Source organism: Achromobacter spanius (assembly GCF_002812705.1).
GTDB classification, from domain to species: domain Bacteria; phylum Pseudomonadota; class Gammaproteobacteria; order Burkholderiales; family Burkholderiaceae_B; genus Achromobacter; species Achromobacter spanius.
In genome coordinates, this window is the sequence record NZ_CP025030.1 from 2,236,071 (window position 1) to 2,249,150 (window position 13,080).

General features: G+C 64.3%; 13 protein-coding genes. All 13 read left to right on the forward strand.

Features of this window, described 5'->3' with window-relative positions:
• Positions 1–43 precede the first annotated feature (43 nt).
• The gene (locus CVS48_RS10195; RefSeq protein ID WP_100854345.1) at positions 44–1,012 is read left to right on the forward strand and encodes an ABC transporter ATP-binding protein; all 969 of its coding nucleotides are present in this window, start codon (positions 44–46) and stop codon (positions 1,010–1,012) included.
• A complete protein-coding gene (locus tag CVS48_RS10200) occupies positions 1,009–1,722 on the forward strand; it encodes an ABC transporter permease (RefSeq protein ID WP_100854346.1) in 714 nt (237 codons plus the stop codon). The genes CVS48_RS10195 and CVS48_RS10200 overlap by 4 nt, the downstream gene beginning before the upstream one ends.
• Positions 1,719–3,104, forward strand: coding sequence for a GldG family protein (locus tag CVS48_RS10205; RefSeq protein WP_100854347.1), 1,386 nt, complete (start codon positions 1,719–1,721; stop codon positions 3,102–3,104). Before CVS48_RS10200 ends, CVS48_RS10205 begins: the two co-directional genes overlap by 4 nt.
• A 5-nt stretch (positions 3,105–3,109) precedes the next feature.
• Positions 3,110–3,727: a DUF4340 domain-containing protein gene (locus CVS48_RS10210; RefSeq protein WP_242001323.1), complete on the forward strand. Its 618-nt coding sequence runs from the start codon at positions 3,110–3,112 to the stop codon at positions 3,725–3,727.
• Positions 3,728–4,059: 332 nt separating this feature from the next.
• Complete coding sequence (locus tag CVS48_RS10215) at positions 4,060–4,965, forward strand: branched-chain amino acid ABC transporter permease (protein ID WP_100854348.1); 906 nt, start codon at positions 4,060–4,062, stop codon at positions 4,963–4,965.
• Entirely contained in the window at positions 4,965–5,975 is a 1,011-nt protein-coding gene (locus CVS48_RS10220) for a branched-chain amino acid ABC transporter permease (protein ID WP_100854349.1), read from the forward strand. Before CVS48_RS10215 ends, CVS48_RS10220 begins: the two co-directional genes overlap by 1 nt.
• A 2-nt stretch (positions 5,976–5,977) precedes the next feature.
• Positions 5,978–6,718 (forward strand): ABC transporter ATP-binding protein, encoded by a 741-nt coding sequence (locus CVS48_RS10225; RefSeq protein WP_100854350.1) that lies wholly within the window; start codon positions 5,978–5,980, stop codon positions 6,716–6,718.
• A 3-nt stretch (positions 6,719–6,721) separates the two neighbouring features.
• Entirely contained in the window at positions 6,722–7,378 is a 657-nt protein-coding gene (locus CVS48_RS10230) for an ABC transporter ATP-binding protein (RefSeq protein ID WP_100854351.1), read from the forward strand.
• A gap of 16 nt (positions 7,379–7,394) precedes the next feature.
• Complete coding sequence (locus tag CVS48_RS10235; protein WP_100854352.1) at positions 7,395–8,831, forward strand: aldehyde dehydrogenase family protein; 1,437 nt, start codon at positions 7,395–7,397, stop codon at positions 8,829–8,831.
• 27 nt (positions 8,832–8,858) lie between these two features.
• Entirely contained in the window at positions 8,859–9,611 is a 753-nt protein-coding gene (locus tag CVS48_RS10240) for a glucose 1-dehydrogenase (RefSeq protein ID WP_100854353.1), read from the forward strand.
• 116 nt (positions 9,612–9,727) lie between these two features.
• Positions 9,728–10,852 carry a zinc-dependent alcohol dehydrogenase family protein gene (locus tag CVS48_RS10245; RefSeq protein WP_100854354.1) on the forward strand — a complete coding sequence of 375 codons (1,125 nt, stop codon included), beginning with the start codon at positions 9,728–9,730 and terminating at the stop codon, positions 10,850–10,852.
• Positions 10,853–10,888: 36 nt separating this feature from the next.
• Positions 10,889–12,193: an ABC transporter substrate-binding protein gene (locus tag CVS48_RS10250; protein ID WP_100854355.1), complete on the forward strand. Its 1,305-nt coding sequence runs from the start codon at positions 10,889–10,891 to the stop codon at positions 12,191–12,193.
• Positions 12,194–12,440: 247 nt separating this feature from the next.
• Positions 12,441–13,034: a putative 2OG-Fe(II) oxygenase gene (locus CVS48_RS10255; RefSeq protein ID WP_157814459.1), complete on the forward strand. Its 594-nt coding sequence runs from the start codon at positions 12,441–12,443 to the stop codon at positions 13,032–13,034.
• The last annotated feature ends 46 nt before the right edge of the window (positions 13,035–13,080 follow it).

The window sequence follows — 13,080 nt, forward strand, 5'->3', positions numbered from 1 at the left end:
ACGCTACGCACCAAGCCTCGCCATCCCAACCCAAGAGCGCCTCATGCAGCCGGCCGTTGCCTTGCACCAGGTCTGCAAGTCGTTCGGACCCCGCCAGGTCCTGCATTCCCTGAGCCTGTCCGTGGCGCCCGGGGAAATCGTGGGCCTGTTGGGGCCGAACGGCAGCGGCAAGACCACCACCCTGCGCCTGATGGCCGGGTTCTACACCCCCGATAGCGGCCGCGTCACGGTGCGCGGGCAGGAACCCGCGCCGGGCCGGGGCAATGCCGACATCGGCTACCTGCCCGAACGCGCGCCGCTGTATGACGCGCTGACGATCATGCAATACCTGGAGTTCGGCGCGGGCGTGAAGGTGGCGGGCGGGGCGCGCGCGCGTCGCCAGGCCATTGAACGCGCCATTGACGGCTTCGACTTGCAAGCCGTTGCCGGCAGCGCCATCGGCCGCCTGTCCAAGGGCCAGCGGCAACGGGTAGGGCTGGCGCAAGCGGTGCTGAATGATCCGCCCGTGCTGCTGCTGGATGAAGCCACCAACGGTCTGGACCCGGTGCAGATCGTGGAAGCGCGCGCCATGATCCGCCGCTGCGCCGAAGGGCGCGCGGTGGTGTTCAGCAGCCATCTCATGCAAGAGGTGGAAGCCCTGTGCACCCGCATCGTCATCCTGCGCCAAGGCCACCTGGTGGAAGATGCGGCCTTGGGTCAGGCGCAGTCGGCGCTGCAATTGCAACTGGCCTTGCCCACGTCGGGCCACGCGGCCTTGCATGCCGCCTTGTCGACCTGCGCGGGCGTGCACGCGGTGGACGCCACGGTGCTGGACGCCGTGTTGAGCAAGTGGCGCATCAGTTGGAACACAGCCGGTGGTGGCGAAGCGCCAGGCGCCGTGTGCGACCAGGTGCTGCGCATCGTGCTGGCGCATGCCCAGGTGCGCGCCGTGCTGTCCTTGCACGACGCCGTCGAAACCCGCCTGCTGGCGGCGTTGGCACCGAATGATCCGGTCTTGCGGAGGCGCGCATGAAGGGCTTTCCTGCCTTGTACCGAAAAGAACTGCGCACCGACTTCGGCTCGCCCGTGGCGCTGGTGGTGGTGGCCGTGTTCTGGGCGCTGTCGGGCTACCTGTTCAGCTTCAATCTGTTCTTCGTCAGCACCGGGCAAATGGTCACGGCGTTTCACAACATGACGATCCTGCTGATCCTGGTGATGCCCTTGGTCAGCATGCGTGCGTTTGCGGAAGAGGCGCGGCAGGGCACCTTGGAATTGTTGCTGACCTTGCCCTTGTCGGACGCCACGCTGGTGGCGGCCAAGTACGCGGCGGGGCTGACCGTATTGGCCTTGATGCTGGCGGGTACGACCGCCGCCGTGCTGCCGCTGGCCTGGTACGGGCAACCTGACTACGGCCCCATCGTGGGCGGCTACATCGGCGTGTTCCTTTACGGCGCGCTGTTCCTGGCGATAGGCATTGCCGTGTCCAGCGCCTGCTCGAACCAGATCGTGGCGGCCAGCGCCACCTGGGGCATCCTGGTGTTGCTGTGGTTCATGGACTACCCGGCCGCGCTGGATGCCTTTCCAGCCTTGTCGCCGTTCTTCCAGGCGCTGTCCTTGTCGGCGCAGCACGTGGACTTTATCCGTGGCGTGCTGCCCGGACCCGCCACGCTAACGTTGGCCAGCGTGGCGGTGCTGGCGTTGATGATCGCGGCCGTCAACCTGAAGCGCTGGAGGCTGCGATGAACGGCCACCCCGGCTTGCGTCGCGCGGGCAGACGGCTGGGGCTCTGGCTGCCCGTGTTGGCGGTGGCGGCTTTGCTGCTGGCGCTGAACCTGTGGGCATCCCGCCATCTGGGCCGTTGGGATCTGACGGCGCAGCGGCTCTACAGCCTGTCGCCCGAAAGCCTGGACGTGGCGCGCCAGATCAAGCAGCCCGTGGACGTGACGTGGTTCTACGACCTGCGCAACAAGAGCATGGTGGATGCGCTGGAACTGCTGCGCCAGTACGAACACGCCAATCCGCTGATCCGCGTGCGCGGCGTGGACCCGGCGCTGCGCCCGGCCGAAGCGCGCGAAGCCGGCATCCAGTTCGCGGGCAGCGCGGTGCTGGCCGCCGACACCCGTAAGATGACGATCAACGGCGGCACTGAAACCGACTTCACCAACGCGCTGATCCGCATCAACCAGCAGGGCGCGCAGACGGTGTGCTTCACGCAAGGGCATCGCGAAGCCATGCTGGACAGCCTGACGTCGCTGGACGATCTGGAAGACCACGGCGACGACGAAAACCTGGTGGCGCGCGTGGAAGTGCATGAGCAGCATGGCATGGCGATGGCGCGCAATGCCTTGCAAACGCTGGGCTTTGGCGCTCGCGCCGTGAACGCGGGCAGCCTGGCGCAAGCGCTGCCGGCCTGCGCCGTGGTGGTGGCGGCCGGTCCGCGCACGCCGTTCGGCGCGGACGACGCGCAGGCGCTGCGCCGCTGGACCGCCGACGGCGGCAAGACCTTGCTGCTGCTGGAACCCGACACCCAGCACGGCCTGGACGCCTTGTTGGCCGACTTCGGCATTGCACGGCCGGCGGGCGCGCTGGCGGACCCGGCCAGCCACTACCGCAACGACGCCGGCAGCCCCGCCGTCAGCGACTACACCCGCCACAAGATGACGCGCGGTTTGCCCTTGAGCTTCTTTCCCGGCGCGGCCGCGCTGGAGCCCGCGGGCGACAGCCTGCCCCCGGGCGTGACCGTGATTCCCTTGGCGCAGACGTCCGCCCAGGCACATCTGCCGGGCCAAACCGGCACGCGCCACACCTTGATGGTGCTGGCCACGCGCAACGCGCAGACGGCCAGCGTGGACGGATCGGCGCGGCCCACCTTGCTGGTGGCGGGCGATAGCGACTTTGCGACCAACCGCCATTTCGCTACCTTGGGCAACGGCGCGCTCTTCACCAGCGCGGTCACGCTGCTGGCCGGCGAAGACGCCTTGCTGACGATCCGCCCGCGCCATTACGAAAACCGCCGCGTCGAGCTCACCAACCGCCAGATGCGCACGGTGTTCTGGACCAGCACTGTTGTCTTGCCGCTGCTGGCGTTGATGACGGGCCTGTTGCTGTGGTGGAGACGGCGGTGAACGCCGTGCGCCTTCCCCTGGGGCGTCGCATCGCATGGCCGATGTTGCTGGCGGCCGGGGTGGTGTTGTCGGCGTGGCAATGGCACGAAGCCATGGAGTCGCCCGCCACGCACAGCGGCCACACGCATCTGCATGACGATAGCGGCAAGCCCGCGCGTTTGTATGCCTGGAATGCGGATCAAGCGGCCCGCGTTACCTTGGTTATCCCTGCGCAAACGCAGACATCAACGCAGACATCAACGAAGACATCGAAGGTGCAGGTGCCGGAGCAGACCCGGACATCGGCGCAGACCTTGATGCTGCAACGCGGCGCGCAAGGCTGGCACGCAACCCCCGCCGTCGCCAACTTCGACGTCGCCGACTTCCTGGCCTTGTTTTCGCACGCCCGCAGCGACCGCATCCTGACCCCGCATGCTGGCGAATCCTATGGCTTGAACCCCCCCGCGCTGCGCATCGCCATTGACGACGCCCACGGCGCCGCGCTGGTCCGCATGGACGTGGGCGCGCTTACGCCGGATGGCCTAGGCCGTTATGTGCAATTGCCCAACGAACCGCACCTGCGCATCATCCCCAATTACCAGACGCGGGCGCCCTTGGCCGCGACGATGCAGGTAAACCCGTAGACGGTAAACACGCCCGCCACGGCCACTCTATCGCTTGTGAAACCCGGCTTGCGCAAAGATAAATAGGCGCTGAAAACGCGCCTCCCTATACTTCTTTTCCACATCGGATGAGTACGAAATGCGGTTGCGGCCAGCAATCGGACCCGTCCATATAAACGCCTTCCGGCCTGTTCCGATTCGCATCGGCAAGGGGCACGACAAGGTCCATAACGAGACAAGGGCGCGCCATGCGCGTCCCGGGCAACATGCCCGTACCGCCGTGCAGGGGACGCACGTTGCCAAGGCAACGCATCGCCCGTGCGGCAGGTGCTTAGCGGATTGGGAGAAGACGCTTGACCTTGGATCTACTGCCTCTCGCCTTGGTGGATGGCGTGGCGTACGCCAGTCTGCTGTTCCTGGTGTCGATGGGATTAACCCTGGTGTTCGGCGTGATGGGCATCTTGAATGTCGCCCACGGCGCCTTCTATGCCTTCGGTGGCTACGCCGCGGCCAGTCTCGTCATGTTCCTGGCGCCCAAGACCGACTCCCCCTTCCTGCTGTTCGCCGCCTTGTTCGTGGCCGCCATCGCGGTGGGCCTGGCCTTGGGCAGCATCATGGAATTCGTGCTGATCCGCCGCGCGCAAAACTACGACCCCATCCTGAAACTGCTGATCACCTTCGGCGGCTTCCTGATGCTGGAAGACATACAGCGCCTGCTGTGGGGCGCGCAGCCTTACAGCGCCAGCGAAGTCGTCAACCGCCTGGGCAATATCGAAATCGGCGACATCACCTACACCACCTACCAACTGGTGGTGGTGCCGGTGACCGCCGTGCTGGCCTACGTGTGCCTGGAGTTCTTCCTGCGCCACACCAAGCTGGGCAAGCAGACGGTGGCCACCACGCACAACCGTGAAGTGGCCACGTCGCTGGGCATCAACGCCAAGAAGATCGGCTACGTCACCTTCGTGATCGCCACCATCCTGGGTGCCCTGGGCGGCGCGATGGCCGCGCCCACCACGTCGCTGGTGCCTGGCGCCGGTACCGACATGACGGTGCTGTCGTTTGCCGTGGTGGCCACGGCGGGCCTGGGGCAGATTACCGGCGCGCTGATCGCCGCATTGCTGATCGGCATCATGCGTTCCATTGCCGTCTACGCCGCGCCCGAACTGGAAGTGGCGGTGCCGTACATCATCATGGTGCTGGTGCTGATCATCCGGCCGCATGGCTTGTTCACCGTCGCCCAAGCCCGGAGGATCTGATGAAAGTCGTCGTACTCAGCCTCGTGGCCGCGCTAGCCACGCTGTTCCTTGGCTATACCTATTCGTGGACCATCACGCCGATCGTCATCGGCCTGACCTACGCCATTGCCGCACTGGGCGTGTCGGTGATGGCCCGCGCCGGCCAGATCTCGTTCGGCCACGCCATGTATTCCTGCATCTCGGCCTACACCGTGGCCTTCCTGGCGCGCGCCATGCCGGGCACCGATGCGCTGGTGCTGATACTGGCCGGTGTCGTGGCCAGCTTCCTGGCTGCCGTGGTGGTCGGCCTGTTCGTGGTGCGCTATCGCGGCATCTTCTTCGGCATGTTGAACCTGGCGCTGAGCATGGTGCTGTTCGCGCTGCTGGGCAAGCTCTACACCTTGACGGGCGGCTCGGACGGCATGCGCATCGTGCGGCCCGCCATTGCCGGTGTGCTGATGGAGCGCGAATCGTTCGAACGTGCCTTGCTGGTGCTGACGCTGGTCTTGTCGTTGGTGCTGGCCTGGTGGGTGCAGCGCTACTTCCGGTCGGGCAGCGGCCAGGCGCTGGCGGCCATCAAGACGAACGAAACGCGCATTGAATATCTGGGGTTTTCCGCCTACTTCATCATGTGGAAGGGCTACCTGCTGTCCGCCGTGGTGGTGGGGTTTTCGGGCGCGATCCTGGCGTTGATGCAGGGCCTGGTCACGCCGGAAATCGGATCGTGGCTGCGGTCGGGCGAATTCGTGTTCATCACGATTCTGGGTGGGGCCGGGCATGCCGCCGGCGCGTTCCTGGGCGCGGTGGGCTTTGAAACCGTGAAGCTGGTGTCGGCCGCGTACTTCCCCGGCCTGTGGCAGTTCTTGCTGGGCCTGACGCTGATCCTGGTGATCTTCATGTTCCCCACCGGCTTTGTCGGCCAGATCATGCAGCGCATCGCCAGGCAAAAGCGCGACGAAGCCCGGGCCCGCGCCAACGCCACCTCGCAGGCGCGTATTCAAGCCGCGACGCAAGCGGCGGCCAGGAACTGATGATGAAACCTCTTATTCAAACCACCGACCTGCATCTGTCCTTCGGCGGCGTGATCGCGGCCGACAACATCAACTTCGAATTGCATGAAGGCGAACGCCTGGCCGTCATTGGCCAGAACGGCGCGGGCAAGACCACCTTCATCAACATCTGCACCGGCTATCTGGCGCCCTCCAAAGGAAAGGTGTACTTCGACGGGCGTGACGTTACGGCGATGGCCCCGCGCAAGATCGTGCGCCTGGGGTTGGGCCGCTCGTTCCAGTTGCCGCAGTTGTTTACCGAGCACAGCGTGCGCCAGTGCGTGCAGATTGCCGCCGCGCGCCGCAACAAGGAACTGAGCTGGTTCCGTTCTTTGGAAAGCACCATCGACGACAAGGAAGTGGACGCCACGCTGGACTTGGTTGGCCTCTTGCCCGAAGCCGACGAAGCGTCCATTGAACTGCCCGAAGGCAAGCGCAAGCTGCTGGACGTGGCCATGGCGCTGGCCTTGCGGCCCAAGCTGCTGATCATGGACGAGCCCACCAGCGGCGTGGCGTCCGAAGACAAATTCGCCTTGATGGAAACCGTGATGCATGCGCTGGACGAACGCCGCGTGACCAGTTGGTTTGTCGAGCATGACGTGGACATCGTGTCGCGCTACGCCACGCGGGTGGCGGCCTGGATCTCGGGCAAGGTCGCGGCCGACGGCACGCCGGACGAAGTGCTGAACAACCCGCAGATCAAAAGCGAAGTGCTGGGGGCTTGAACCATGTTGAACCTATTCGACATCAACGTAGACCTGGCCGGCAACCGCATCCTGCGCGACGTCAGCGCCAGCTTCGACGCGTCCAAGACCATCGGCATCGTCGGCCGCAACGGCGCGGGCAAGACCACGCTGCTGCGCACCATCATGGGCCTGACCAAGATCAAGTCCGGCAAGATCCTGTTTGATGGCGCCGACCTCAGCGCCATGCCCGGCCACAAGCGCGCCGCGCTGAAAGTGGGCTACGCGCCGGAAGACCGCGTGATCTTCCCCACCATGACCGTGCAGGAAAACCTGAACCTGCCTTGCGAGGTGCAAGGCCAGTCCAAGACAGACATCGCGGCCCGCATCCAGACCGTGCTGAAGGTGGTGCCGCAACTGGAACCCATGCTGGGCCGCTCGGGCTCGGCCTTGTCGGGCGGCCAGGGAAAGATGGTGGCGCTGGCGCGCGCCATCATGGTCGGCACCCGCTTGCTGATGCTGGACGAACCCTTCCAGGGCCTGGCCCCCAAGCTGGCGCGCGACTACACCGAAGCGCTGGAACGCCTGAAGGAATTGCAGCCGGAGTTGTGCGTGGTCATCACCGAATCCAACGTGAAGCTGCTGGGCGGCATCCCTGACCAGATCTGGACGATCGAGCGCGGCTCGATCACCTTGAATTGACTACCGGAGACATTGCATGACGCAGATGATTATCAACGGCCGCCAGGTCGATGCCCACGACGGGCGCACCATCGATGTGGTGTCACCCGTGGATGGCGAGGTGTTCACCACCATTCCGCGCGGCCAGCAGGCCGATGTGGATGCTGCCGTGCAGGCGGCGCGCGCCGCGCTGGAGGGTGACTGGGGCCGCATGACGGCGCTGGAACGCGGCCGCCTGATGCTGCGCCTGGGTGAATCGGTATTGGCGCACCACGAAGAACTGGCGCAACTGGAATCGCGCGACACCGGCAAGCCCATGTCCACCGCGCGCGGCGATATCACCGTGCTGGCGCGCTACTTCGAGTTCTACGGCGGCGCGGCCGACAAGGTGCACGGCCAGACCATTCCGTTTCAGAAGGACTATTCGGTTCAGTTGATTCGCGAACCGCTGGGCGTGACCGCCCACATCATTCCGTGGAACTATCCCGCGCAGATGTTTGGCCGCAGCGTGGCGCCGGCCCTGGCCATGGGCAACGCCAGCGTGGTCAAGCCGGCCGAAGACGCCTGCCTGTCCATCATCCGCGTGGCCGAGCTGGCCTTGGAAGTGGGCTTTCCCCCTGGTGCGCTGAACATCGTGACAGGCTTGGGCGAAGAGGCGGGCGCCAGTCTCTCGCGCCATGCCGACATCAACTTCATCACCTTCACCGGGTCGAACGAAGTGGGCGTGCTGATCCAGCAGGCTGCCGCCGTCAACGCGGTCAAGTGCGTGCTGGAACTGGGCGGCAAGTCGGCGCACATCGTGTTCGATGACGCCAATTACAAGCTGGCCATTCCCGCCATTGTGAAGGGTATCGTCCACAACACCGGCCAGACCTGCACGGCGGGCAGCCGCCTGCTGGTGCAGCGCGGCGTCTACGCCGACTTCATGAAGGCGCTGGCCGAAGAGTTTTCCAAGGTGCGCGCCGGCACGCCCGACATGGACCTGACCTGCGGCCCCGTCGTCAACAAGGCGCAGTTCGAGCGCGTGAACCGCTACATCGGCAAGGGCCTGGCCGACGGCCTGACCGTGGCGGCCGAAGGCGGCATTGCCGACGGCGTGCCTTCGGGCGGCTTCTTCGTGAAGCCCACGCTGTTCTCCGCGCCCTCGCATGACAGCACCTTGCTGACCGAAGAGATCTTCGGGCCGGTGCTGGTGGCGCTGCCCTTTGACACCGAAGCCGACGCCATCCGGTTGGCCAACGCCACCGACTACGGCCTGCTGGGCGCGGTCTGGACCGAGAACGGCGGCCGCCAGCAGCGCGTGGCGCGCGGCATCAAGTGCGGCCAGGTCTACATCAACGGCTTTGGCGCGGGCGGCGGCGTGGAACTGCCGTTTGGCGGCGTCAAGAAAAGCGGCCACGGGCGCGAGAAGGGCTTTATCGCCCTGGAAGAAATGAGCACCACGAAAACGTTGATCCAGTTCTACGGCGAATGATCGCCACGCCATCTACGGAGTCCAGTCATGAGTCAGTTGCAGGGTAAGGTCGCCATCGTCACGGGTGGGGGCAGCGGTTTCGGCGAAGGCATCGTCAAGCTGTACGCGAAGGAAGGCGCCAAGGTCGTCATTGCCGACATCAACAAGGAAGCCGCCGACCGCGTGGCCGGTGAAGTGGGCGCGGCCGCGCTGGCCGTGAAGGCGGACGTGTCCAGCCGTGCTGACATCGACAACGTGGTGCGTGTGTGTCTGGAGCAATTCGGGTCGGTCGATATCGTGGTCAACAACGCCGCCATCACCCACAAGAACCAGCCGATGCTGGACGTGGACGAGGCCATGTTTGACCGCATGTTCGAGATCAACGTGAAGTCCATCTATCACATGGCGCAGGCCGTGGTGCCCGTGATGCGCAAGCAAAAGCGCGGCGTGATTTTGAACGTGGGGTCGACTGCCGGCATCCGCCCGCGCCCCGGCCTCAGTTGGTACAACGCGTCCAAGGGCGCGGTCAACGTGCTGTCCAAATCGATGGCCGTGGAACTGGGCCCCGACGGTATTCGCGTCAACGCGATTTGCCCCGTGATGGGCATTACCGGCATGTTCGAACTGTTCATGGGCTTGCCCGACACGCCCGAGAACCGCGCCAAGTTCGTGTCCACCATTCCGCTGGGCCGCTTCTGCCAGCCCTCGGACGTGGCGGCGGCCGCCTTGTTCCTGGCCAGCGACGCGGCGGAGTTCATCACCGGCGTGGAGTTCCCCGTGGACGGCGGACGCACGGTGTGAGGCTGTGATCGGGCCGGAGCCTGCCGGCCGGTTTCCGGTCGGCATTGCTACTGATCCGTATTGCTTTCGGTCCGCATCGCTTCTAGCCCGTATTGCTTCTACTTGGATGTCAGCGCATGAAAATCAAAGCGGCGTTGTTGCGTAACGTAGGGGTGCAAGGTCCTTACGCCCAGACCCGGCCATTGGCCATCACCGAGGTCGAACTGGACCCGCCCGGCACGGGCGAAGTGCTGGTGCGCATCAAGGCGGCCGGCCTGTGTCATTCCGATTTGTCGGTCATCAACGGCGACCGCCCGCGCGGCGTGCCGATTGTGTTGGGGCATGAGTCATCGGGCGAAGTGGTCGAGACAGGCCCCGGCGTCACCGACCTGAAACCCGGCGATCACGTGGCCATGGTGTTCGTGCCCAGTTGCGGCTGCTGCAACCCCTGCATGGAAGGCCGCCCCGCGCTATGCGAACCCGGCGCCGCCGCCAACACGCAAGGCACCTTGCTGGGCGGCGACCGCCGCCTGCACATTGGCGACGAATATTTGAACCACCACACGGGCGTGTCTTGCTTCGCGGAGTACGCCGTGGTGTCGCGTCGGTCTTGCGTGAAGGTCAACGTTGAACTGAGTCACCGCGAGGCCGCGCTGTTCGGCTGCGCCGTGCTGACCGGCGCGGGCGCGGTGCTGAACCGGGCGCGCATCAAGGCCGGCGACACCGCAGCCATCGTCGGGCTGGGCGGCGTCGGCTTGTCCGCCTTGCTGGCCGCTGTGGCGGCCGGCGCGCGCCGCGTCGTTGCCGTCGATCTCAGCGACGAAAAACTCGCCCTGGCCAAGGAGCTGGGCGCGACCCACGTGGTCAACCCCAAGCAGGTCAAGACAGACGACGACCTGTTCGACCTGGCCGGTGGCCGCGTGGACTACGGCTTTGACATGGCGGGCGCCGTGCCCGCATTCGAGACCGCCTACAAGCTGACCCGGCGCGGCGGCGCCACCGTGACGTCGGGCCTGCCCAACCCCAAGTTCAGTTTCCCGCTGTCGCTCTCGCAGATGGTGGGCGAAGAGCGCGACATACGCGGCAGCTACCTGGGCTCGGGCGTACCCGCCATCGACATCAGCCGCTACATCGACCTGTACAAAGCCGGCCAGTTGCCGGTGGACCGGATGATGGGCAAATCATTTTCGCTGGACCAGATCAACGAGGGGTTCGATCACCTCGCCACCGGCGGCAGCCTGCGCGACGCCATCGTTTTCTAAGGGCATAGACCCGACTACAACACTGGAGACAACACCATGAAAACCTCAAGACTCGCCGCCCTGTTAGGCGCCACATTGCTGACCGGCTTCGCGGCCCTGGCCGGCGCCGCCGACAAGCCCAAGGAACTGAACATCGGCATCTCGACCTTTCTGTCGGGCTCGGCCTCGGTGTTCGGCGTGCCCGCCCGCGACGCGGCCGAAATCCTCATCCAGGACATCAACGCGGCAGGCGGCATCGACGGCGTCAAGCTCGTGCCCAGCTACATCGACGAAGGCGGCGGCGGTGAGAAACTGCTGTCTGAATATCGTCGCCTGGCCGAAGGCGGCACCCGCGTGATGCTGTCCGCCATTTCCAGCGGCCACTGCAACATCGTGGCCCCCGTCGCCGAAGACCTGAAAGTGCTGAACGTGATGTGGGACTGCGGCACGGAAAAAGCCCTGGAAGGCAAGAAGTACAAGTACGTGGTGCGCACCCAAGCCAACGCCACCACCGAAATGGTCGCCCAGGTGCTGTACCTGATGAAGGTGAAACCCGACTTCAAGACCATCGCCATCGTCAACCAGGACTACGCCTGGGGCCGAGATTCGCGTGACATCTTCCTGGCCGCCCTGAAGAAGTTCAAGCCCGACGTGAAGGTCGTGGCCGAGATGTTCCCCAAGTTCGGCGCCGCCGACTTCTCCACCGAAATCAGCCGCCTGCAAGCCCTGCGCCCCGACGTCATCGTATCCACCTCGTGGGGCGGCGACCTGGACAACTTCGTGCGCCAGGCCTCGCAACGCAACCTGTTCAAGAACTCCACCTTCGTACTGTCCCTGGCTGAAAGCTCGCTGGAACGCCTGGGCAACGCCTTGCCCGAAGGCGTCTACGTCGGCGCGCGCGGCGACCATTACTTCCTGCACCCGGAAACCAAGGACGACCCGCAGCACCAGGCTTTCGTGAAGAAATTCCACGACAAGACGGGCGCGTACCCGATCTATTCGGTCTACCACATGGTGCAGGCGGTGCAAGGCCTGAAAGCCGGCTACGAAAAAGCCATCAAGGACAACGGCGGCGCCTGGCCCACCGTGGAACAAGTGGCCGCCGCCATGCACGACGTGAACTTCAAAGGCTACGGCCGCGAAGTCAAAATGCACCGCGCCGACGGCCAGGCCCTGGAAGCGCAGTTGTTCGGCGTGACGAAGAAGAGCGACAAGTACCCGTTCAAGGTGCTGGCCGACATTACGATCGTGCCGGCCGAACTGGTCACCCCGGGCGTGGAAGACACGTCGATGGGCTGGATTGAAAAGAGCCTGACCCCGGACGTGCTGAAAAGCGACCAGATCAAGGTGTATTCGAACTGAGCAAGCTGTGTTGTGTGTGCAGGGACTCCCCGACGAGAAATCGTCGGGTTTTTTTTGGGATGGAATTGGTAGATTGGTCTTGTTGAGTGCGTCGAAATGCTTGGTCTGCTCCTCATTGTTGTTTACCCCTAAACCAAATATCCACCACGGGGATAAGTTAGGGATGTTGCGGCGCGAAGGCGCGTCGCCAGACTCTCTCTGTTGACCCATGTCCCGTGAAATTCAATGGTTGTGGCCCACTCCGATCATGCACTACAACTTGCGCGACAGCGGGCAAGTTGGAACGGATCTGCATGAAGCGCTGCAAATATATTCAGGGCGGAATCAAGACCGGCTGCTGAATGACGAAAAACGATCGGCGACGCTTGCGACTTTGTATACGCGCTACGACACGGGGGTATTCAAGCGCACCAGGAATCCTCGACTCACTGCTATCCGAGATCTGCTGTTGGCCGAATGCGATCACTACGCCGAAGAGGTCTACAGCAAACTGATTCTTCAAGCTAAACGCCACCACACGATGTGGTTTGTGGTGCAGCGGTCGGGTCAGGCAAAAGACGCCGTGCATGCGCACTATCACGAGGGTTCGGATCTGGCATTCGTTTATTACCTGACGATGCCAAAGGACGGCAGTGGTCAATTGGCGCTTATGGACCCTCGTGGTCCGATTGGCCGGGGCGGCTTTGCGGTACCACGGCATCCGCTGGTAAGCATCATTCAACCCAGGGAAGGCGACCTGATTATGTTCCCTCGCTATCTCATGCACTACACCACGCCAAACACCGACAACATTACGAGAAGAGTGATTGCGGGAAGCGTGAAGTACGAACGAACGGCCTAACCCTACCGAAAAATAGGTCTAGGCCTATTTCGATAGGCGCGTGCTC